The organism is Phenylobacterium sp. (genome assembly GCF_031412415.1).
GTDB lineage: Bacteria > Pseudomonadota > Alphaproteobacteria > Caulobacterales > Caulobacteraceae > Phenylobacterium.
The window spans coordinates 1-21,174 of the sequence record NZ_JANOCX010000314.1; the positions used below are offsets into that span (position 1 = coordinate 1).

Annotated in this window: 20 protein-coding genes; 8 read left to right on the top strand and 12 right to left on the bottom strand. The window is 67.4% G+C overall.

The window, feature by feature from the left end:
• A partial coding sequence (locus tag RMO04_RS15345; protein ID WP_309645642.1) for a DUF47 family protein occupies positions 1-318 on the top strand: 318 nt, incomplete at its 5' end.
• 16 nt (positions 319-334) lie between these two features.
• The gene (locus RMO04_RS15350; protein WP_405041513.1) at positions 335-1,342 is read left to right on the top strand and encodes an anion permease; all 1,008 of its coding nucleotides are present in this window, start codon (positions 335-337) and stop codon (positions 1,340-1,342) included.
• 10 nt (positions 1,343-1,352) lie between these two features.
• Here the strand turns inward: RMO04_RS15350 and RMO04_RS15355 are convergent, their stop codons facing one another.
• The 4 genes from RMO04_RS15355 to RMO04_RS15370 all read right to left on the bottom strand — a co-directional run bounded on the left by RMO04_RS15355 (position 1,353) and on the right by RMO04_RS15370 (position 10,153).
• Positions 1,353-2,699: an amidohydrolase family protein gene (locus RMO04_RS15355; protein WP_309645644.1), complete on the bottom strand. Its 1,347-nt coding sequence runs from the start codon at positions 2,697-2,699 to the stop codon at positions 1,353-1,355.
• 64 nt (positions 2,700-2,763) lie between these two features.
• Positions 2,764-4,215 carry a glutamate synthase subunit beta gene (locus RMO04_RS15360; RefSeq protein WP_309645645.1) on the bottom strand — a complete coding sequence of 484 codons (1,452 nt, stop codon included), beginning with the start codon at positions 4,213-4,215 and terminating at the stop codon, positions 2,764-2,766.
• Between the two features lie 24 nt (positions 4,216-4,239).
• Positions 4,240-8,868, bottom strand: coding sequence for a glutamate synthase large subunit (gltB, locus tag RMO04_RS15365; RefSeq protein ID WP_309645646.1), 4,629 nt, complete (start codon positions 8,866-8,868; stop codon positions 4,240-4,242).
• A 139-nt stretch (positions 8,869-9,007) separates the two neighbouring features.
• Positions 9,008-10,153, bottom strand: coding sequence for an L-lactate dehydrogenase (locus RMO04_RS15370; protein WP_309645647.1), 1,146 nt, complete (start codon positions 10,151-10,153; stop codon positions 9,008-9,010).
• A 176-nt stretch (positions 10,154-10,329) separates the two neighbouring features.
• On the opposite strand from RMO04_RS15370, the gene nth reads away from it, so the two are divergent.
• Together nth and RMO04_RS15380 are read left to right on the top strand one after the other, a co-directional pair.
• On the top strand, positions 10,330-10,971 hold the full coding sequence (gene nth, locus RMO04_RS15375) for an endonuclease III (RefSeq protein WP_309645648.1): 642 nt from the start codon (positions 10,330-10,332) through the stop codon (positions 10,969-10,971).
• Between the two features lie 84 nt (positions 10,972-11,055).
• Complete coding sequence (locus RMO04_RS15380) at positions 11,056-11,388, top strand: hypothetical protein (RefSeq protein ID WP_309645649.1); 333 nt, start codon at positions 11,056-11,058, stop codon at positions 11,386-11,388.
• On the opposite strand, the gene RMO04_RS15385 is transcribed toward RMO04_RS15380, so the two are convergent.
• The 6 genes from RMO04_RS15385 to rlmJ form a co-directional block, all read right to left on the bottom strand.
• Complete coding sequence (locus tag RMO04_RS15385) at positions 11,385-12,050, bottom strand: cytochrome b/b6 domain-containing protein (RefSeq protein ID WP_309645650.1); 666 nt, start codon at positions 12,048-12,050, stop codon at positions 11,385-11,387. The genes RMO04_RS15380 and RMO04_RS15385 overlap by 4 nt on opposite strands.
• The gene (locus RMO04_RS15390) at positions 12,050-12,508 is read right to left on the bottom strand and encodes a cytochrome c (protein WP_309645651.1); all 459 of its coding nucleotides are present in this window, start codon (positions 12,506-12,508) and stop codon (positions 12,050-12,052) included. The genes RMO04_RS15385 and RMO04_RS15390 overlap by 1 nt, the downstream gene beginning before the upstream one ends.
• Before the next feature lie 67 nt (positions 12,509-12,575).
• Entirely contained in the window at positions 12,576-14,585 is a 2,010-nt protein-coding gene (locus RMO04_RS15395) for an AsmA family protein (RefSeq protein ID WP_309645652.1), read from the bottom strand.
• Between the two features lie 56 nt (positions 14,586-14,641).
• Positions 14,642-15,205 (bottom strand): sugar transferase, encoded by a 564-nt coding sequence (locus RMO04_RS15400; RefSeq protein WP_309645653.1) that lies wholly within the window; start codon positions 15,203-15,205, stop codon positions 14,642-14,644.
• 64 nt (positions 15,206-15,269) lie between these two features.
• The gene (locus RMO04_RS15405) at positions 15,270-15,791 is read right to left on the bottom strand and encodes a hypothetical protein (protein WP_309645654.1); all 522 of its coding nucleotides are present in this window, start codon (positions 15,789-15,791) and stop codon (positions 15,270-15,272) included.
• A gap of 75 nt (positions 15,792-15,866) precedes the next feature.
• Positions 15,867-16,682, bottom strand: a complete 816-nt coding sequence (gene rlmJ / locus RMO04_RS15410) for a 23S rRNA (adenine(2030)-N(6))-methyltransferase RlmJ (protein ID WP_309645655.1) — start codon at positions 16,680-16,682, stop codon at positions 15,867-15,869.
• Between the two features lie 89 nt (positions 16,683-16,771).
• On the opposite strand from rlmJ, the gene RMO04_RS15415 reads away from it, so the two are divergent.
• Both RMO04_RS15415 and RMO04_RS15420 read left to right on the top strand, forming a co-directional pair.
• Positions 16,772-17,800 carry a DNA topoisomerase IB gene (locus RMO04_RS15415; protein WP_309645656.1) on the top strand — a complete coding sequence of 343 codons (1,029 nt, stop codon included), beginning with the start codon at positions 16,772-16,774 and terminating at the stop codon, positions 17,798-17,800.
• 69 nt (positions 17,801-17,869) lie between these two features.
• Complete coding sequence (locus RMO04_RS15420) at positions 17,870-19,090, top strand: LLM class flavin-dependent oxidoreductase (RefSeq protein WP_309645657.1); 1,221 nt, start codon at positions 17,870-17,872, stop codon at positions 19,088-19,090.
• A 4-nt stretch (positions 19,091-19,094) separates the two neighbouring features.
• Here RMO04_RS15420 and RMO04_RS15425 read toward each other — a convergent pair whose 3' ends face one another.
• A complete protein-coding gene (locus RMO04_RS15425) occupies positions 19,095-19,520 on the bottom strand; it encodes a DUF3237 family protein (protein WP_309645658.1) in 426 nt (141 codons plus the stop codon).
• Positions 19,521-19,592: 72 nt separating this feature from the next.
• Here RMO04_RS15425 and RMO04_RS15430 point away from each other — a divergent pair, with 72 nt between their 5' ends.
• Together RMO04_RS15430 and RMO04_RS15435 are read left to right on the top strand one after the other, a co-directional pair.
• Positions 19,593-20,408: an arylamine N-acetyltransferase gene (locus RMO04_RS15430; protein WP_309645659.1), complete on the top strand. Its 816-nt coding sequence runs from the start codon at positions 19,593-19,595 to the stop codon at positions 20,406-20,408.
• A gap of 100 nt (positions 20,409-20,508) precedes the next feature.
• The gene (locus tag RMO04_RS15435) at positions 20,509-20,718 is read left to right on the top strand and encodes a hypothetical protein (protein ID WP_309645660.1); all 210 of its coding nucleotides are present in this window, start codon (positions 20,509-20,511) and stop codon (positions 20,716-20,718) included.
• Here RMO04_RS15435 and RMO04_RS15440 read toward each other — a convergent pair.
• On the bottom strand, positions 20,715-21,174 hold a 460-nt coding region (locus RMO04_RS15440; protein WP_309645661.1), incomplete at its 5' end, for an aldo/keto reductase. The genes RMO04_RS15435 and RMO04_RS15440 overlap by 4 nt on opposite strands.

The following is a 21,174-nucleotide window of genomic DNA, read 5'->3' on the forward strand; positions in this document are numbered from 1 at the left end:
TTCGCCGACCCCATGCGCGAGATGGGCGACTTGATCGTCGAGGCCGCGCTGCTGACCCGCGAGGCGGTGGGCCTGCTGGACAAGATGCGCCACAACGTCACTCGGCTGAACGAACTGACAGAGCACATCGCCCAGATCGAGGACCGGTCCGACGCGATCTACGACGCCGGGCGCAAGGCGCTGTTCCTGGCGCACCGAACCGATGATCCGATGGCCTTCGTGATCGGGGTCGACATCTATAGCCACCTGGAAAAGGTGATGGACCGCTTCGAGGATGTGGCGAACCGCATCGGTGGCATCGTGATCGAACAGGTCTAGGGCGCGCCACGTGGACCTGCTCGGCTTCACGCCGCTCCTGATCTTCCTGATCGTCGTGGCCCTGGCGTTCGACTTCCTGAACGGCCTGCACGACGCGTCCAATTCCATCGCCACCATCGTCGCCACCCGCGTCCTGCCGCCCTTCGCCGCGGTGGCCTGGGCGGCCTTCTTCAACTTCATCGCCTTCCTGTTCTTCGGCCTGCACGTGGCCAAGACCGTGGGCGCCGGGCTCATCGATCCAAACCTGATCACCGATGGCCTGATATTCTCGGCCTTGATGGGCGCCATCGTCTGGAACCTGCTCACCTGGTGGGCCGCGATCCCGTCGTCGTCGTCCCACGCCCTGATCGGGGGGCTGGTTGGGTCTGGCCTGGCCAAGGCCGGGACCGACGCGGTGATCTGGGCCGGCCTCAACAAGACCTTGGCGGCCATCGTGCTGTCGCCCGGAACGGGCTTCCTGCTGGCCCTGCTGCTGGTCCTGCTCGTCTCCTGGACCTTCATCAGGTTCACCCCGTTCGCGGTCGATGGGGTGTTTCGCAAGATGCAGTTCGTCTCGGCCTCGCTCTATTCGCTCGGTCACGGGGGCAACGACGCCCAGAAGACCATGGGCATCATCGCGGCCCTACTGATCGCCCACGGCATGGGCCCGGCCAGCGGCGAGTTCCACGTGCCGCTGTGGGTGGTGCTCTCCTGTCAGGCGGCCATGGCGCTGGGGACGCTGTTCGGCGGCTGGCGGATCGTTCAAACCATGGGCTCGAGGATCACCCGCCTGACGCCGATGCAGGGGTTCTGCGCTGAGACTGGCGGCGCCATCACTCTGTTCGCAGCGACCAGTCTGGGGGTCCCCGTGTCCACCACCCACACCATCACCGGCGCCATCATCGGCGTCGGCGCGGCGCGGCGGATCTCGGCGGTGCGATGGGGCATCGCGCGGCGGATCGTGACCGCATGGGTGATCACCATCCCCGCGGCGGCGGCGATCGCGGCCCTCACCTACTGGCTGGCCGGACGATTCATGGGCTGAGCGCCCAACCTCAAGGCTGGCTCTTTCGCGCGGCCAGGTCGGCCTTCGGATCGTAGTCGGCGCGGGCATAGACCACGCCCCGCTTCACGGTTGTCACGACGGTCCGCAGGTTGCGGATGTCGGCCGACGGATCCTTGGCGACGAACACCAGATTGGCGAGCTTGCCCGGCTCGATGGTCCCGAAGTCCGGATCCTTGCGCACCGACAGCGCCCCGTTGCGGGTGGCCGCGACGATGGCCTGCATCGGCGTGAAGCCCGCCTTGTCGACCAGCAGCTCCAGTTCCTCGTGCAAGGCGGGATAGGTCGCCTCGGGGGCAGAGGCGCCGTCGGTTCCGGCCGAGACGATCACGCCGGCGGCCTGGGCCTCGCGCGTCAGTTTCGCCGCCAGCTCAGTGGAGCAGTAGGGCTTGCTCGGCCGGGCCTTCATCATCTCATAGATGCGCACGGTGGCGTCCAGCACCACGCCGTCGGCCTTCATCCTGGCGTAGAGCTTGGCCATCTCCGGATGGACGCCGGCGCCGAACCGCCCTTCCTCGACGGCGGCGCGCTTGTGGTACTGGCCAGGGATCGGATCGGACACCTGATAGGCCAGCATGCAGACGTGGCTCACCCCGTCCACGCCGGCCGCCAGCACCTGGGCGGGGGTGGCCGGGAACACCGCGGCGTGGGCCCAGATGGGCACGCCCTGGCGATGGGCCTCGGCGGTGATCTTGGCCACCGTTTCGCCGGGCAGGTTCGCATAGACCTTGATGGCCGAAGCGCCCAGCCCGCGCGCCTGCGCCACGGCCAGCGCCAGGTCGGTCTGCGGCCCGACAGCCTGCATCCAGCCCACCTCGCCGGCCTTGGCGCCTCGCGAGGCAGCATGCACACGCTGGTCCTCGAAGAACGAGGGGCCGGCCATCAGGGCGGCGTAGTAGATGTCGGGCCCTGGGATCTCGCCGATGCGGGCGGCGCGCGACAGGTCCGACACGTTGCGAATGTCGTCGGCCATGTCGCGGATCGAGGTGACACCGCTATAGAGGTCCCGCTTCAGCTCGGCCTCGGCCCAGATCCGCGCGGGCGGGGTCGCCAAGTGCTGGTGGCTGTCGGTCAGGCCCGGCAGGACGTACTGCCCCGCCACATCCACCACCCTGGTCTGGGGCGGCAGCTTGAAGGCGACCTCGCCGTCCTTCCAGACCCGTTCGATCCGTTCTCCGACGACGAGGATCGACATGCCGGGCTTCGGCGGCGCGCCGGTTCCGTCGATCAGGGTCGCGCCCTTGTAGACGGTCATGGGTTCGGGCGAGGCCTGCGCGCTGGCGAGGCCGGGAGCAAGGGCGAGGATGGCGGCGACGGCCACGGTGCGAAGAGCGATCATGCCCAAGGTTTAGCCTGGCCCGTCGGCTCGCCGAAAGGCCAAGCTCACCGAACGTCGATCACCGTCAACGCGGCAGCTTGCTGACGCCCATCAGGTACGCGTCCACCGCCTGGGCGCACTGGCGGCCCTCGCGGATCGCCCAGACCACCAGGGACTGGCCACGGCGCATGTCGCCGCACGAAAAGATGTTCGGCGTCGAGGTCTTGTAGTCGGTGACCGGGGCTTTGACGTTGCCGCGCGGGTCCAGCTCGACGCCGGCCTGTTGAGTAAAGGCGTTGTGGCGGGGGCCCACGAAACCCATGGCCAGCAGGACCAGATCGGCGGGCAGCTTGAAGGTGCTGCCCTCGACCTCGCGCAGGGTCTGGCGGCCGGTCTCGTCGGCCACCCACTCGATGCGGGCGCACTCGATGGCCTCGACCTTGCCGTTGGAGCCCAGCACCTGCTTGGTGGCCACGGCGAAGTCGCGCTCGCAACCCTCTTCCTGGCTGGACGAGGTGCGCAACTTCAGCGGCCAGTCCGGCCAGGTCATGAACTTGTTCTCGCGCGCCGGCGGCTGCGGCATGATCTCAAGCTGGGTGACCGAGGCCGCGCCATGGCGGTTGGACGTGCCGATGCAGTCCGAACCGGTGTCGCCGCCGCCGATCACGATCACATGCTTGCCGGTGGCCGAGATCGCCCCGGTGGGCGCGGCGCGCAGTTCGTCATCGCCGGCGTTGCGCTTGTTCTGCTGGGTCAGGAAATCCATGGCGTAGTGGACGCCTTGAAGCTCGCGGCCAGGGATTTCCAGGTCGCGCGGGTTTTCCGCCCCGCCGGCCATCACCAGCACGTCGTAATCGTCCAGCAGGCGTTGGACCGAGACGGTGACGCCGACCTCGAAATTGGTGCGGAAGATCACGCCTTCCTGCTCCATCTGGGCGACCCGGCGGTCGATCAGATGCTTCTCCATCTTGAAGTCCGGGATGCCGTAGCGCAGCAGTCCGCCAATGCGGTCGCTCTTCTCGAACACCGTCGGCGCATGACCCGCGCGCGCCAGCTGCTGGGCGCAGGCCAGCCCTGCGGGACCTGAACCCACCACCGCGACCCGTTTGCCGGTGCCGCGCTCCGAGCCCTGCGGCTTGATCCAACCCTCATCCCAGCCGCGATCGACGATCTGGCATTCGATGGTCTTGATGGTCACGGGGCTGTCGACGATGTTCAGCGTGCAGGCGGCCTCGCACGGCGCGGGGCAGACCCGACCGGTGAACTCCGGGAAGTTGTTGGTCGACTGAAGGTTCTCCAGCGCCGCCTTCCATTGGTCGCGATAGACCAGATTGTTGAAGTCGGGGATCTGGTTATTGACCGGACAGCCGGTGTGGCAGAACGGAATCCCGCAATCCATGCAGCGCGCCGCCTGGCCCGCGACGGCCGGCGGAGCCAGCGGTTGGGTGAATTCCTTCCAGGTCTTCAAACGATCGGACGGCGCGTCATAGACGCGGTCCTGGCGCTCGATCTCAAGAAAGCCGGTGGGCTTGCCCATGCTCTTAACTCCCCGACTTGAAAGCTATTCGGCCGCGACGGCCGCGGCCGCCTGGCGTTCGGCGGCCATGTCGACCAGGGCGCGGCGATAGTCCTTTGGCATGACCTTGACGAAGGCGCCCAGCGAGGTGTCCCAGCTGTCCAGGATCTCGCGGGCGCGGGCCGAGCCCGTGTAAAGCAGGTGGCGCTCGATCAGGATGCGCAGGCGCTCGGCGTCGAAGGACAGCATGTTGCCCATGCCGTTGTTCTCGACCGACACGGCCTTCTGGCTGGGAGCGTCGTCGTGGCCGACGCCGCTGACGCTGACGCCGTCGAGGTCGACCATGGCCTTGTTGCACAGGGCCTCGAAGCGCTTGGCGGGATCGTAGACATAGGCCACGCCGCCGCTCATCCCGGCGGCGAAGTTCCGTCCCGTGTCGCCCAGCACCACCACCACGCCGCCGGTCATGTACTCGCAGCCGTGGTCGCCCAGGCCTTCCACCACCGCCACGGCGCCTGAATTGCGCACGGCGAAGCGTTCGCCCGCCACGCCCTGGAAGTAGGCCTCTCCGGCGATGGCGCCGTACAGCACGGTGTTGCCGACGATGATATTCTGCGTCGGGTCGCGATTGGCCTCGGGCGGTTGGCGCACGACGACGCGGCCGCCGGACAGGCCCTTGCCCACATAGTCATTACCGTCGCCGGTCAGCTCCAGGCTGACGCCGCGCGCGGCGAAGGCGCCGAAGCTCTGGCCCGCTTGGCCGCGGAACTTCAGCGTGATGGTGTCGTCCGGCAGGCCCGCGTGACCGTAGCGACGCGCCACCTCCCCCGACAGCATGGCGCCGACAGTGCGGTTGATGTTCTTGACGGCGTACTCGCCGAGGAAGGGCGTGCCCTCCTCCAGCGCCGCCTTGGCGTCGGCGATCAGGGTGTTGTCCAGCGCCTTTTCCAGCCCGTGGTTCTGGCGATCGATGTTCCAGAGGCCGGTCGGGCTCTCCGACGGGATAGCGTAGAGCAGCTTGGACAGGTCAATGCCGCCGGCCTTCCAGTGATCGACCGCGTGGCGCATCTCCAGGCGGTCGACGCGGCCGATCATCTCGTTGACCGTCGCGAAGCCCAGTTCCGCCATGATCTCGCGCAGCTCTTCGGCGACGAAGAAGAAGTAGTTGATCACGTGCTCGGGCTGGCCGGTGAAGCGGGCGCGCAGCACTGGGTCCTGGGTCGCGACGCCCACCGGGCAGGTGTTGAGGTGGCACTTCCTCATCATGATGCAGCCGGCCGCGATCAGCGGGGCGGTGGCGAAGCCGAACTCGTCGGCGCCCAGCAGGGCCGCGACCGCCACGTCGCGCCCGGTGCGAAGGCCGCCGTCGGCCTGGACCGCCACGCGCGTGCGCAGGCCGTTCAACAACAGGGTCTGCTGAGTTTCGGCTAGGCCGATCTCCCAAGGAGAGCCCGCATGGGTCAGCGACGTCAGGGGCGAGGCGCCGGTGCCGCCCTCGAAGCCTGAGATGGTGATGTGGTCGGCGCGCGCCTTGGCCACGCCCGCGGCCACGGTTCCGACGCCGACTTCCGAGACCAGCTTCACCGAGATGCGGGCCTTGGAATTCACGTTCTTCAGGTCGTGGATGAGCTGGGCCAGGTCCTCGATGGAATAGATGTCATGGTGCGGCGGCGGGCTGATCAGGCCCACGCCCGGGGTCGAGTGCCGGACCCGGGCGATGTTCTTGTCCACCTTGTGCCCGGGCAGCTGGCCGCCCTCGCCGGGCTTGGCGCCCTGGGCCATCTTGATCTGGATGTCGTCGGCGTTGACCAGGTATTCGGCGGTGACGCCGAACCGGCCCGAGGCCACCTGCTTGATGGCCGAGCGCATGGAATCGCCGTTCGGCAGCGGAACGAAGCGGTCCGCCTCCTCCCCGCCCTCGCCGGTGTTCGACCGGCCGCCGATGCGGTTCATGGCCATGGCCAGCGTCGTGTGGGCCTCGCGGCTGATCGAGCCGAAGCTCATGGCCCCGGTGGCGAAGCGCTTGACGATCTCGGCGGCCGGCTCGACCGCCTCCAGGGCGATGGGCGTCCCGGTCTTGAAGCGCATCAGTCCGCGGATGGTCAGCAGGCGCTCGGACTGCTCATTAATCCCCGCCGCGAAAGCCTTGTATTCATCCGGCAAATTGCCGCGCACGGCGTGCTGCAATTTGCTGACGGTCTCCGGCGTCCAGGCGTGCTCCTCGCCGCGTAGGCGGAAGGCGTAGGTCCCGCCGACGTCGAGCATCGACGCGTAGATCGGGTTGTCACCATAGGCGTCGCGGTGACGGCGGACCGTCTCCTCGGCGATCTCGTGCAGGCCGACGCCCTCGATGGTGGTGGCGGTTCCTGTGAAGTAGTGCTCGATCAGCTGGCTCGACAGGCCGACCGCGTCGAAGATCTGCGCCCCGCAATAGGACTGGTAGGTGGAGATGCCCATCTTGGACATCACCTTCAACACGCCCTTGCCGACCGCCTTGATGTAGTTCTTGCGAACCTCATAGGCGCTGAGCGCCGAGCCGGTGGAGACCCGGATCTGCTCCAGGGTCTCGAAGGCCAGGTACGGGTTCACGGCTTCGGCGCCATAGCCGGCCAGCACGCAGAAATGGTGGACTTCGCGCGCTTCGCCGGTCTCGATGACCAGGCCGGTCTGCATGCGCAGGCCCTGGCGGATCAGGTGGTGATGGACGGCCGCGGTGGCCAGCGCCGCCGGGATCGGGATGCGGTCCGAAGATACCTCGCGGTCCGAGAGGATCAGGATGTTCTTGTCGGCCAGGACGTTGTCGGTTGCCTCGCGGCAGACGCGCTCCAGAGCCCGCTCCAGGCCGGCCGCCCCCTCGTCCGTCGCCCAGGTGGCGTCGATGGTGGCCGTGCGGAACGAGCCGTCGACCAGCTCGCTGATCGAGCGGATCTTCGATAAGTCCTCATTGGTGAGGATCGGCTGGGAGACCTCCAAACGCTTGTGGGTGCCGGCGTGGCGGCCCAGCAGGTTCGGCCTTGGCCCGATCATCGAAACCAAGCTCATGACCAGTTCCTCGCGGATCGGGTCGATGGGCGGATTGGTGACCTGGGCGAAGTTCTGCTTGAAGTACTCGTAGAGCAGCTTCGGACGCTTGGAGAGCACGGCGATGGGGGTATCGGCGCCCATGGAGCCGATCGGGTCCTCGCCGGTCATGGCCATCGGCTCCAGGAAGAACTGGACGTCCTCCTGGGTGTAGCCGAAGGCCTGCTGGCGATCGAGAAGCTGGGCAGGGTCGTTGGACAGCGCCTCGTTGAAGGCGATCTCGGGCAGCTCTTCCAGCTTGAACTGGGTCTGGCTCAGCCATTCGGCATAGGGCTCGGCCTGGGAGAGGGTCGCCTTGATCTCCTCGTCCTCGATGATCCGGCCTTCCTCCATGTCGATCAGCAGCATCTTGCCCGGCTGCAGCCGCCACTTGCGCACGATCCGCTCCTCGGGAACGGTCAGGACGCCGATTTCGGAGGCCATGATCACATGGTCCTGATCGGTGACGACGAAACGCGCGGGACGCAGGCCGTTGCGGTCCAGGGTCGCGCCAATCTGGCGACCGTCGGTGAAGGCCACGGCGGCGGGGCCATCCCACGGTTCCATCAGCGCGGCGTGATACTCGTAGAACGCCTTGCGCTCGGCGTTCATCAGCGGATTGCCGGCCCAGGCCTCCGGGATCAGCATCATCACCGCGTGGGCCAGCGGATAGCCGCCGGCCAGCAGCAGCTCCAGGGCGTTGTCCAGACAGGCCGTGTCGGACTGACCGTGCGGGATCAGCGGCCACATCTTGTTGAGGTCGGGCCCCAGCAGGTCGCTTTCCAACGTGCGGCGGCGGGCGTTCATCCAGTTCACGTTGCCGCGAACGGTGTTGATCTCGCCGTTGTGGGCGATGAACCGGTAGGGGTGGGCCAGCTTCCAGGACGGGAAGGTGTTGGTCGAGAACCGCTGGTGGACCAGGGCCAGGGCCGATTCCGTGATCGGGTTGGCCAGGTCCTCGTAGAAGGTTCCCACCTGGTCGGCCAGCAACAGACCCTTATAGACCACCGTCCGCGTCGAGAACGACGGAAGGTAGAGCTGGGTCAGCCCTGGGAGGTTCTTCTGCGCCGCCAGATCGGCCAGCGGGTTCTGCAGTTGCTTGCGGACGGTCAGCAGCTTCCGCTCGAAAGCATCCTGATCCTTGGTGTTGGGCCCGCGGCCGACGATGGCCTGGCGGATCACCGGCATCTCGGCCAGGACCGCCTCGCCCAGACCCTTCGTGTTCACCGGGACGTCGCGCCAGGCGATGAAGGTCTGGCCCTCGACCTTCAGGAAGTGCTCGAACTGATGAACCGCCACCTCGCGCGCGGCCTCGTCGCGCGGCAGGAAACACATGGCCACGGCGTAGTCGCCCGGCGGCGGCAGATCGACGCCTTCCTTGCCCGCCCAGTCGCGCAGCAGGCCGTCCGGAATCTGAATTAGAATCCCGGCGCCGTCGCCCACCAGCGGATCGGCGCCCACGGCGCCGCGATGGTCCAGATTGACCAGGATTTCCAGACCGCAGGCCACGACCTCGTGCGATTTGCGGCCCTTGATATTGGCCACAAACCCCACGCCGCACGCATCGTGTTCATTGCGCGGGTCGTACAGACCTTGTCGTTCCGGAGCTCCCATCGGCGGCCCTTCACTCTTCACTGCAGGCGTGCGCGGACGCGGCCAAACACGGCCGTTCCGAACGCCAATTCGGCGCGCATCTACACGGCAAGATCAACCCTTGTCGATGGGTCTGAACCTGCGGATTTGAAAAGATTTTCTAAGGTGCGACGTCTAGTAGCGTTTTGTCGGCGTTTCGCGCGACGTTGCACCCGGTGAGGATCATCGCCGTCGCGAGCTCGCTGCGCAGGGTCCCGAGCATCTTCTCGATCATCGGCTGGCCGCCGGCGCCCAAGGCATAGGCCCACGGGCGCCCGACGAAGCAGGCGCGAGCGCCCAGCGCCAAGGCCTTCAGGACATCGAGCCCCGAACGCACGCCACCGTCCATGAAGACCTCCAAGTCGCCGCCCACCGCGTCGACCACCGCCGGCAGGGCCGAGATCGAGGAGCGCACCCCATCGAGCTGACGGCCGCCATGATTGGAGACAACCAAGCCTTGCGCGCCGGCCTTCACCGCCTCGCGGGCGTCGTCGGGGTCCAGCACCCCCTTGATGACGATCGGGCCGTCCCAGGCCTTCCGCACCCAGTCGATATCGGCCCAGGTGACGGTTCGGTCGAAGTTCTTGGCGATCCAGCTCAGGAAGTCGGTGACGCTGCGTCCCTCGGTGACCGCGTTCTGCACGCAGCCCAGGGTATGGGGCCGACCGTGCAGCCAGACGTCCCACAGCCACTCCGGATGGGTCACACCCTGCCAGGCTGTGTTGAGCGCCCCCGACAGCCCGCTCGATCCGGTGAATCCCGAGCGCACGTCGCGATAGCGCGAACCCGGCAGCGGCAGATCGACCGTGAAGACCAGCACCGTGCAGCCCGCCGCCTTGGCCCGCGCCAACAGCTCGGCCATGTAGCCGCGGTCCTTCAGCATGTAGAGCTGAAACCAGGGCGGGGTTCCCGCGGCCGCCACCTCCTCCACCGAACAGACCCCCACCGTCGACAGGCAGAAGGGCACGCCGACAGAAGCCGCGGCCCTGGACGCCTGCACCTCCCCTCGCCGGCCGTACATACCCGCCATCCCGACCGGCGACAGCCCCACGGGCAGCGTCATCTTCTGGCCGAACACCTCGACGCTCATATCGAGCTGGCTCATGTCGCGCATGACGCGCTGGCGCAGGGCGATAGCTTCCAGGTCGGCCACGTTGCGGCCCAGGGTGACCTCGGCGTAGCTGCCGCCGTCGATGTACTCGAAGAACATCTTCGGCAGCCTCCGCCGCGCCAGCTCGCGATAGTCAGACACCGACGCCGGCTTCATGATGGCTCTTCCCGTTCCGCCCGGCGTCTTTGGTAGGGTCAAGCCGCGCGCTTGACAAATGTTCTGCATTTGTTCTTTTGAACGGTATGCAAATCCGACTCGCCCTCCCCTCCGACCTGCCCGCCGTCCGCGACCGGCTCCGCGCGGTTTTCGGGCCGCAGAGGGCGGCGCATCGGATGGATCCGGTGTCCCAGCTCATCAAGGCGGTGATCAGCGGGCGCACCTATGACGAGGTGGCCTGGGCGGCCTTCATTCGGCTTCGCGCGGCCTTCCCCAACTGGGCGACCTTGACCCTGGCCGATCCGTCCCAGATCGAGCCCGTGATCGATCCGGTCACCCAAGCCGGCGACAAAGCGCGACGCCTGCCCATCCTGATCCGGGTGATCATCCTGAAGCGGGGCGCACTGAATCTCGATTTCCTGCGGGACGAGCCGCTGCACGAAGCCATGGAATGGCTGACACGCCTGCCCGGCGTCGGGATCAAGGCCGCCGCGGCCACGCTCAATTTCAGCACCCTGGCGCGCGCGGTCATGACGGTGGACACCCATGTCCATCGGGTCAGCCGTCGGCTGGGCCTGTCGGCGCGGGGCGACGATCGCGAGCTGGCCTACGACGCCCTGATGGAACAAGCGCCCGCTGACTGGGACGCCGACCGGTTCTTCGAGTTGCATTGGCTGATGAAGGCGCACGGCCAGTCGATCTGCACCCACTTCGACCCGGCCTGCGACTTGTGCGTCCTGCGCGAGACGTGCCCCCGGATCGGGGTGGGCCGCGACCAGGAGGGCGAGGTCGTCGCCTTTCGGTCGCCCGACGCCTAGGGCCTTCGCGAATTCCGGTGTCTGCGGCGTTGGAGACCACCGCCGACCGCGCTAACTTGCGGCCACGGATTCTAGGAGCGATCGATGAGCGACCGGATTGAACGGCCCTGGGCCCTGATGCGCCACCATGCAGGCTGGGCCGACGTCTTCCACATCGAAAGCGAGAGCGCCGACTCCATCACGGGGTTCTACCCCGATCGGGAGACCGTGGGCCCACCGGTCAACTACAGCGTCCGCGCCGTCCTCGCCCGCTTCCCCACCATGGAAGCCGCTCGCGCCGCCCGCGACGGCGCGGTGCTGGAATGGCGCAAGCACGACGAGGGCGTCCGCGAGGCCGAGACCCGACTGCGCGACGCCGAAAAGGCGCGTGAGGAAGCCTGGCTAGGCTGCCTGCGCGACCATGCGAACGGCGGCTAGAGCCGGAAGCCCTTGGCGGTCAACCAGGCGACACCGACCGCCAAGGCCAGCCCGACGATCAGGCTCCAGAGCCTGGCTGGCCGGAACGCCTCCATGGCGAAGGCGCTCTTGCCGGTGATCATCGCGCCGATCAGGTTCTGACGCTTCCAGAGCCAGTAATAGGCCACCGCCAGCAGATGCAGGGCCACCAAGGCCTGCAGCACGCGGAACACCAGATCGTGCCATTCGGTGAACCGCTGGCTCAGGTCGAAGTCGACGAGGTAAGACATCGGCCCTGAGTTCAAGCCGTCGATATCGCTGGCGAACAGCCCGGTCACCGTCACGGCCAGCATGACCGCGATCATCGCCACCACGCTCCAGGCCCCGACGGGGTTATGTCCGCCGGAATGGCTCGCCTCGCGATCCCCCGCCGTCTTCAGATAGGTGAGCGTGGCGCCGGGACCCTTCACGAAGCTTGAGAACCGCGCCGTCGAGCCGCCGAACACGCCCCACCAAAGCCGGAACACGAGCAAACCCAGCACGGCGTAGCCCGACCACACATGAATCTGCATGTTCTCACCGCCCGAGAACCAGGCGACCAGGATCGCCACGACCAGCGACCAGTGGAAGAGGCGCGTCGGCAGGTCCCAGAGGGCGACGCGCGGCGCGGGCGCCTCGGCCATCACTTTTCCCGGAAGGGGGTGTGGCAGCCGCCGCAGGAGGCGCCTGTCGCCTTGACCTGCAGCTTGATCGCCTCGACGTCGCCCTTGCCGGCGATCACGCGGAGCTTCTGGCTCTCGGTCTGGAAGGCCTTAGTGGCGTCTGAGAACTTGGCGGGTTCAGCCCAGATGTCGGCCTTGGCCTTAGTCTTGAGGCCCGATTCAGGTCCCGAGCCCTTGGGGAACCACTTGGGGATCGACAGAGAGTGGCCGTGCATCATCCGCGCTTCCTTGGCGATCAACTTGGTGTCCGGCGCGTCCTTCTTCAGTTCCTCGTTGATCGTCTTGAACGACTTGCCGACCTCCTTGTAGCCGGCTTGCCGCAGGGCGATGGCCTTCTCGGCGGACGTCGCGGCGATCGCGCCTCCCGCGGTCAGGGCCAGGACGAGGGCGATACTGACGGCGCTGGTCTTGTCGGACATGTAGGGGTCTCCGCTGAACTGGGTGGCGCCAGCTTGCGACGAGCCCGTTCAGGCCGTCAATCGAACCCTAGCGCCGGGCGCCGGTTTTAACCGGAACACCCTCGCGCCCGGCCTCGGCGATCAGGGCGCCGCAGGCGGCGTCCTTGGCCAGTCCGAGGTCGACGAAGGGCAGGATCACGGCCAGCGGCGCGGCGACTGTCGCCAGCAGGGCCGCGACTCCGCCCTGGGCGATGATCCCGCGGGTTTCGACGCCGACCTTGGGACCGGTCAGGGGCCCCTTGATCGTGATTGGCGCGGTGATGCGCACCAGCCGCGCCTCTTTCGGACGCCCCTCGATCCGGAAATCCATCCGCTCGGTCTCGAGGTCGATAACTCCTTTGCCGGTCCCCAGCACGGGCTCGGTGTCGAACACGATGCGATCGGCGGTCATCACCCCGTCCTTGACCTGGAAGTGGGCGACGGCGCAGCGCACGGCCGCCTTACTCTGGTCCTTGGCGAGCAACAGACCCAGGCCCTTGGTGACATTGACGCCTAGCAACTCGGCGAAGGCTTCGCGGATTTCGCCGCCCGGGATCACCGCCAGCACCTCGCCGTCGGCATTGGCCGCCGCGCGGTGAACCGAGGCGCCGGCGCCGGTCAGCTTGATCCGACCAACGAAGGCGCCGGTCAGGGGCGTGCCCGCGGTCTTGATGGGGATCAGCTGTTCCAGCCTGGCGTTGGTGAGACGAAGGTCAACGCTGGTGATCGGAACGGCCTTGCGCGCATCCAGCCTCACGGCGCCGCCGATGCGGCCTTGCGGCAAATCGAAGGTCACCGGGTCGGCGCGCAACAGCCCTGCGTCCAGGAGGACATGAACCCGCGCCGAGCGCAGGGGCAGCATGGCGTCGCGCACATTCGTGGCGCTGTATTTCACGTCGGCGTCCATGGCGCGGATGCGGTCGACCTTCAGGGTGGCGTCGGGCAGCAGCTTCTGCTGGACCTTCATCTGCCGGCCGATGGCGACCTGCTCGGGCGAAGCCGTCTCGCCCTTTCCCACCGCCGGCGCCCCGCCGAACACCGTGGCCATGTCGTCGAAGTCGAGCACTTTCGAACGCAGGTCGGCCTTCAGGAACGGCCGTACGCGGCCGGTGTCCACGGAAAGTTCGCCAGCCAGATCGCTGTCGCCGACGCGCCCGCCGATCCGGGCGATCTTCCAGACCTTGCCCTCCCGCGACATCCGGCCCGAGAGCCGATAGGGCGGGGTGTTAGGCAGGGCCACGCCGGTCAAATCGTAGATGTCAGCGAGGTCGGGGCCGCTGGCCGTGACGTTCATCGCGAATTGGCCGAGATCGAAGGGCTTGGGGATCGCGCCCTTCGCCTGTATCCGCGTCGCCCCCGCGCGGACGTCGGCGTCGAAGGGATAGGGCTTGCTGGGGTTGACGTTCAGCAGGGGTCCGCCGAGGACGCTCAGCAGGAACGGCGCGCCATTGATCGAACCCTTGCCCGCCACCAGGAAGCCGCGATTGTTGGCGCCACGGGTCTCGGACGCGCTGATGCTGGCGTCGAGGCTGATCTTCTTCTTCCGGTCGTCGAAACTCACCTGGCCGTCTTCGACCACGAACCGGCGGATTGGCGGCAGCCGCATGGGCCGATCGCTCTTCCGCCCGTTGGAGAAATCCCAACTGGCGCGACCCTGAGCGTCGCGCAGCAGGACGAGGTTGGGCTTGGAGGCTTCCAGCTTCAGCAGGATCAGCCGGCCGTAAAGCAAAGGCAGCGCTTCGATCTGAACGTGTAGACGCTCGATCCGGGCCATATCGCCAGTCCCGGCCCACGTGGGATTGCCCATCCTTATGCGCTCGACCGTGGCGCTGGGGCGCAGGGACCACAGCTTCACGTCGAGATTGCCCTCGATCGCCACCTCGCGGCCGGTTCGTATCGAAGCGTAGCGCGAGATAGGTCCGCGCAGGTGGTTCCAGTCGAAGAGGATCAGGAACAGGGCCGTGGCGACGACCAGGACGGCCAGGATTCCGCCCGTCCAGATCAACGCCTTGCGGCGTCGGGACAGCTTTTGGCGCGGCGGCGGCGTGTCGTCGGTCAATCTGCAGCTCCGGAGTTCTCGCCCCGAACGCGCGAACCCTCGGTTAGGTTACCGGTTCAGTGCCGCACGCCCCGCCCCGACAGCGCCGCCAAGGCCGTCAGGGCGATGATCTTCAGGTCCAGCAGGAAGCCGCGCCGCGCCAGGTAGTCGGCGTCCAGGCGCGCCTTGTCGGCGATGGGCAGGCTGTCGCGACCGTTGATCTGCGCCCAGCCGGTCAGACCTGGCCGGAGAGTCTCGACTCCTGCTGCGGTGCGCAGGGCCACCAGATCGTCCTGGTTGAACAGGGCCGGCCGAGGTCCAACCAGGCTCATGTCGCCTCGCAGCACGCTCCAGAGCTGGGGCAGCTCATCCAGACTGGTGCGGCGTAGGAACCGACCCAGCGGCGTGATCCATCGCTCGGGATCGGGCAAGAGGTGGGTGGCCACATCAGGCGCGCCGGTCCGCATGGTGCGAAACTTCGGCATGGCGAAGAGAGCGTTGCCGCGTCCCACCCGCCGCGACCAGTGCAAAGCAGGGCCCGGGCTGTCCAGCCGTACGGCGATCGCCACGACGGCCAGCACCGGCGACAGGACAATCAGCCCGCCCAGGGCCGCAATGATGTCGAACGCCCGCTTGGCCACACGCTCTCCCACCGTCCGAGGGTGTCGGGAGAGCCTTAGCGCGGCTGGCGCCCACCCGCCAAGGTCAGGCGGGATCGTCGATGACAGCGCGCGCGGCGCGGCCGGCCTTGGACTTGGCCGGCGCGGTCTCGACCACGGGTTCGGGGGCGGCTTCCAACACCGGCGCCTGCGCGAGCAAGGGCTCGGGTTCGATCTCGGCTTCAACCGCGGACGCGAGTTCGTTCGTCAGTTCGGCGACCGTGATAGACTCCGGACTCGTCGCCTCGGGCTCCGACGCCGGCGCTGCGATCAGCTCCGAGATCGAAGCCTGGGCTTCGAGGATCGGTTCAGCGACCTCGGCTACGACATCTTCGACCGCCTCGACGGCGGCGTCCACGGGGGCGAGAACCGCGGCCCGGCCGAACAGCGCCTCGACGTTCGTGGCGCCGCGCCAACGGCTGAACCACCAATAGGCGACGCCGGCAGAGGCGGCGCCGGCGTACAGAAACCAGAAGGGCGATGCCGCGCCCAGCGGCAGATAGATGGCGCTCTTCGGATCGAAGGACGTGCCCGAGACAGGCTCGGAAAGGGGTTGCGACGGGATCATGGACGCCTCCAAACGGCTAAGGTTTGTGCGATGCAGCAAATCCTAGCCGAACCCTTCGCAACCGCAAAATGAAGCTTATGCTGCGGTCCAGATTCGCGCCGCGCCGCCTTGTCCCAAGGCGCCCACTGTCCAATCGCAGATCGATTGCAGCGTCTGCGCCATGCCGTCGGGCGCGCGGGCCAGGACCAGGGCGCAGCCGTTCATCTTCATCGGATCGCGCAGGGGCCTCATGCGCGCCTCGGCGATCAGCAACGGACCGACACCTGCGTCCTCGGCGTCGCGCACGAAACTGTCGAAGGTCTCGAGGTCCTTCAGCGGCAGCCATATCATCACCACGGCGCGAGGACTGCGGCGCGTGATCGCCTTCAGGGCTTCGACACAGCGACGGTAGTCGTCGGACTTCTCGAACGGCGGATCGATCAGCACCAGCGCCTCGCCTTCACGGTCGAGACGCGACGCGGCCTCGGCATAGCCGTCGGCGCAGATCGCCTGCGCGTTCCGCCAGGGCGTCAGGGCCTGGGTGAGCGCGGAATGCTCCTCAGGCCGAAGTTCGCAGGCGACATAGCTGTCCCCCTTGCCCAGGGCGCCGGCGATCAGCAGAGGCGAACCGGGATAGAGCCGCGCGGGCCCGCCGCCATTCAGGCGCGTCACCGCCGCGCGCAACGCCAGCAGTTCGGCCGGCAGATCGCCCGCCTGCATCAGTTGTCCGATCCCGGCTTGCGCCTCGCCGGAACGCTGCGCCTCCTCGCCCGAGAGGTCGTAGAGCCCTCGGCCGGCATGGGTGTCGATCACGCTCAGCGGGCGGGGCATGCGCGCCAGCAGATTCAGCAGGGCGGCGTGCTTGACCAGGTCGGCGAAGTTCCCGGCATGGAAGGCGTGGCGATAGTTCATCTGTGCTCGGAACCCTGCCGCAGCGCTCACGTTGAGCGCCGGCGAGGGGCGCTTCGTGCCACGGCTCGCGGATTTTCCAAAGGTGGGTGATGGCCCGCGACACCGCCGATCCTCCGTCCCTCGCCGACGACGGCCTCACCTATGTGAACGACGGAGACCTTGGTCTAAGCCGCGTCTCGACCACACGCGGCGTGACCTATCGCGATCCCGACGGTCGGCCCGTGAAGGATTCCAAGACCCTGGCGCGGATCGCCGCCTTGGTCATCCCGCCCGCCTGGACCGATGTCTGGATCTGCCCCACCGCCCGGGGTCACATCCAGGCCACCGGGCGAGACCAGCGGGGCCGCAAGCAGTACCGCTATCACGACCGCTGGCGCCAATCGCGAGAGGTCGCAAAGTACAGCCGATTGATCGCTTTCGGCCGCGCCCTGCCCCGGCTGCGCGCCCAGGTCGAGACGGATCTGGCCAAGCGCGGCCTGCCCTATGAAAAGGTCGTGGCCGCCGTCGTCAGAGTGATGGAGCTGACCCTGATCCGAGTGGGCAACGAGGAGTACGTCAAGACCAACAAGAGCTTCGGCCTGACCACCCTGCGCGACCGCCACGCCAAGATTTCCGGCGGCCGGGCGGTGTTCGAGTTCCGGGGCAAGAGCGGCAAGAACCATACCACCGGGTTTCAGGACCGAAGGCTCGCCAGCGTGGTCAAGGCCTGCCAGGATGTGCCCGGTCAGCGGCTGTTCCAATACGTCGACGAGGACGGTCAGCGGCACGCCATCGAGTCAGCGGACGTGAACGCCTACATCCGCGAAGCCCTGGGCGAGGACTTCTCCGCCAAGGACTTTCGCACATGGGCCGGCACCCTGTCGGCGGCTCGCGGTCTGATCGCCCACCCCCCGGCCACGGACGCGGCCGAGGCCAAGCGCAACGTCAACCGAACGGTGAAGGCGGTGGCGGGACTGCTCGGAAACACCGCCGCCGTCTGCCGAGGATCCTACATTCATCCCCTGGTCCTGGAATCTTACGAGCGCAGCGTGCTGCCGCTCAAGCCCGGCGCCTCCCCCCGGGCCTTCGAGCTTTCCGTGCTTCGTTTCCTGGAGGCGGCTCAAGAGGCCGCCGCCTGACGCTTTCCCCTAGGCGTCCCTCGCGTAATCGGCGTTAAGGTCGGCCAAAACACGCTAGGGAGGGCTTACATGCTCGGAGAGAAGCTGCGCTTCGGCGCCTTCATCGCGCCGTTCCATCCAATCGAAGAAAACCCGACGCTGGCCATCCAGCGCGATCTCGAGCTCGTCCAGTGGATGGATCAGCTCGGCTACGACGAGGCTTGGATCGGGGAGCATCACTCAGCGGCCTACGAGCTGATCGCCTCGCCCGAAGTCTTCATCGCCGCCGCCGCCGAGCGCACCAAGCATATCCGCCTGGGCACCGGCGTTTCCTCCCTGCCCTATCATCACCCCCTTATGCTGGCCGACCGGATCAACCAGCTTGACCACATGACCCGCGGCCGGGTGATGTTCGGGGTGGGTCCCGGCGCCTTGGTCTCCGACGCCTTCATGATGGGCATTCCCCCGTCCAAGCAGCGCGACCGGATGGATGAGGCGCTGGATGTCCTGGTCCCATTGCTGCGCGGCGAGACCGTCACCCACAAGTCCGACTGGTTCGAACTGGCGAACGCGCGCTTGCAGATGACCCCCTATTCGCGGCCCAGCGTGGAGATCGCCGTCGCCAGCCAAGTCTCTCCCACCGGGGCGCGGGCGGCGGGCAAGCATGGCGCCGGGCTGCTGTCCCTGGGCGCCACCTCGACCGGCGGTTTCAACGCGCTGGCGTCGAACTGGGCCGTCGCCGAGGAGCAGGCCAGGGAGCACGGCCAGACCATGGACCGCCGCGCGTGGCGTCTGGTCGGTCCCATGCACATCGCCGAGACCCGCGAACAGGCCATGGCGGACGTGCGCTTCGGCCTGGAGAAATGGATCTACTACTTCCGCGAGATCGCCAACCTGCCGATCGTGCCGGCCGACGCGGAGAACCCCGTCGAGGCCCTGATCAATTCGGGCATGGCGGTGATCGGCACGCCGGACGACGCGGCGGCGAAGATCCAGCAGCTTCTGGACGAGAGCAAAGGCTTCGGCGCCTTCCTCTTCATGGCTCACAACTGGGCCGACTGGACGGCGACGAAGAAGTCCTACGAGCTGTTCGCCCGCTATGTGGCGCCGCGCTTCCAGGACCTGAACGTCAATCGCCAGGCCTCCATGGACTGGGTGAAGTCCAACAAGGCGGAGTTCACCGGTCAGATGCAGGCCGCCGTCGGCGCGCGCATCGTCCAGCACATGATGGAGAAGGGTAGCGAGAACATCCGCCCCGAGATCGTCGAGATGATCACAGGCGCCGCCGCGGCCAAGCCGCCGGGCGAATAGGAGTTTAGATCACCCGATAGACCGTGATCCGCACCGCGCCGCCGCCTTCGACCCGTCCGATGGTCCCGACGAAGATGTTGCGATTGAGCCAGTCGTGCGGTCCGGCGGGCGCATCGAAGCTGGGCGCCGTGCGCACATAGGGCGCTCCGCCCCCCAGCGGCGCGACCAGGCCCAGATTGCGCACGGCGATGACCGCGCCGTCCGAAGCCTCGAGCGCGTAGATCGCCTCGACCACGGCGCAGCCATCGGCCCGCACGGTCTGCCAGTCCGCGCCGCCGGCGAGGACATCGCCCGATATCTTCGGCCCCTCGAAGGTCCGACCGGTGATGGGGATGACCCGCCGCTTGCCAGTCGCTGTCTGGCCCATGTCCAGCGGCGTGCCGATGGAGACCAGGGCCTCGAAGGCCAGTTCGGTGGCGAGGGGCTGCATAAGGCGCTCAATCGGCTAGCGAAGGGACGGGGTCGTCACTAGGTTTCGCGGGCAATATCGGGGACGCGCGACGTGGACATCCAGGCCTATTTCGACCGCATCGGCTTTTCAGGGACCGCCAGGCCGGACCTGGAGACCCTGACCGCCCTGCACCGCGGCCACCTGCGGGCCATCCCCTACGAGAATCTCGATGTTCAGCTCGGCCGGCCCATGAGCCTCGATCCGCTGGACGCCTTCGACAAGTTGGTCACCCGGCGTCGCGGCGGCTGGTGCTACGAGATGAACGGCCTGTTGGGCGCGGTGCTGCAGGATATCGGCTTCTCCGTCACCCGGATGTCGGGGTCGGTATCACGCGACGAGCGCGGCGACCGTCCGCTTGGCAACCACCTTGTACTGCGGGTGGAACTGGACCGGCCGTACATCGCCGACGTCGGCTTCGGGGACGGTATCCTGGAGCCGTTCCCGCTCGCCATCGGAGCGCACCGCTGCGAGGGCTACGACTTCCGTCTTGAGGATCTCGATAGCGAGTGGCTGCGGTTCCACAACCACGCGAACGGCGGCGCCCCCTATTTCGACTTCACCCTGGCGCCGGCCTCACCCGAGCAGTTGAGCGCGACCTGCCGGTGGCTGTCGACCTCGCCCGACTCGATCTTCGTCCAGACGGCCCTGGCCTTCCGACACACGCCAGACGGGATCGTCAGCCTGCTGGGCCGCGCCCATCGTCGCATACGGCCTGACGGCAAGCAGACCATCCTGCTCAACTCGGCCGAGGAATTCGTGGCGGTCTTGGAACGCGATTTCGACCTCGACGCGCCCGAGGCCGCCGCCCTCTGGCCGGCGATCTGCGCCAAACACGAGGAGTTGTTCGGAGCCGAGGCGCGGAGCTGATCGTTAAACGGTTCCTACCCCGCCGGTCATAAAAGCGTGCCTGGACATCGCAGGCGGCTGGTCGCAAACCCCGCGCACTGAGGGGAATGGAGACGCAGCCATGCACGACCTTTCGCTTCCGCCATCCGTGACCGTGAGCCCGACCTTGGTCGGCGTTTCGGTCCTGACCGACGACGGCGTGACCGTTCAGGTCACGCTGCCGCGCCCCCGCGGCCTGCACGATCTACCGGCCGCCGAGGTCGCCGACCGCGCCTTTCATCTGGCGCGGGCGGCGCTCAAGTCGGCTTCCGAAACGCTCGAGGCCGCCTAACCCTCGGTGTCGATCGAGGCCTGCATCGCCGGCGCATAGCGTGGACCGGTGACTGTCTTGTCGTTCACCAGGGCTTCGAGCTTGGCCATTGTTTCAGGCGACAGGACAACCGCGTCAGCCTTGGCGTTCTCGATCATGTGAGCCGGCGAAGTGGTGCCGGGGATCGAGACGATGATCGGATCCTTCTGCTTCAACCAGGCGAGGCAGAGCTGGGCCGGGGTGCAGCCGGCCTCGGCCGCCAGGGCCGCGAACGCTTGATAGAGCTTGAGATTGGCGGCGAAGGCCTCGCCCTGGAAGCGCGGCATGTCCTTGCGGAAGTCGCCGTCGGCGAGCGCGCTGGGGTCGCTCACCCCGCCGGCCAGGAAGCCGCGTCCCACGGGGCTGAACGCCACGAAGGCCGTGCCCAGCTCGCGACAGGCGTCCAGCACCGCGATCTCCGGATTGCGGGTCCAGGGG

Bases quoted from the DNA above. Each gene is read 5' to 3' on its own strand.
- RMO04_RS15355 (WP_309645644.1), bottom strand. From the start codon at position 2,699: ATGATCGCTCTTCGCACCGTGGCCGTCGCCGCCATCCTCGCCCTTGCT.
- RMO04_RS15360 (WP_309645645.1), bottom strand. From the start codon at position 4,215: ATGGGCAAGCCCACCGGCTTTCTTGAGATCGAGCGCCAGGACCGCGTC.
- gltB (WP_309645646.1), bottom strand. From the start codon at position 8,868: ATGGGAGCTCCGGAACGACAAGGTCTGTACGACCCGCGCAATGAACAC.
- RMO04_RS15370 (WP_309645647.1), bottom strand. From the start codon at position 10,153: ATGAAGCCGGCGTCGGTGTCTGACTATCGCGAGCTGGCGCGGCGGAGG.
- nth (WP_309645648.1), top strand. From the start codon at position 10,330: ATGGATCCGGTGTCCCAGCTCATCAAGGCGGTGATCAGCGGGCGCACC.
- RMO04_RS15380 (WP_309645649.1), top strand. From the start codon at position 11,056: ATGAGCGACCGGATTGAACGGCCCTGGGCCCTGATGCGCCACCATGCA.
- RMO04_RS15385 (WP_309645650.1), bottom strand. From the start codon at position 12,050: ATGGCCGAGGCGCCCGCGCCGCGCGTCGCCCTCTGGGACCTGCCGACG.
- RMO04_RS15390 (WP_309645651.1), bottom strand. From the start codon at position 12,508: ATGTCCGACAAGACCAGCGCCGTCAGTATCGCCCTCGTCCTGGCCCTG.
- RMO04_RS15405 (WP_309645654.1), bottom strand. From the start codon at position 15,791: ATGATCCCGTCGCAACCCCTTTCCGAGCCTGTCTCGGGCACGTCCTTC.
- rlmJ (WP_309645655.1), bottom strand. From the start codon at position 16,682: ATGAACTATCGCCACGCCTTCCATGCCGGGAACTTCGCCGACCTGGTC.
- RMO04_RS15415 (WP_309645656.1), top strand. From the start codon at position 16,772: ATGGCCCGCGACACCGCCGATCCTCCGTCCCTCGCCGACGACGGCCTC.
- RMO04_RS15420 (WP_309645657.1), top strand. From the start codon at position 17,870: ATGCTCGGAGAGAAGCTGCGCTTCGGCGCCTTCATCGCGCCGTTCCAT.
- RMO04_RS15425 (WP_309645658.1), bottom strand. From the start codon at position 19,520: ATGCAGCCCCTCGCCACCGAACTGGCCTTCGAGGCCCTGGTCTCCATC.
- RMO04_RS15435 (WP_309645660.1), top strand. From the start codon at position 20,509: ATGCACGACCTTTCGCTTCCGCCATCCGTGACCGTGAGCCCGACCTTG.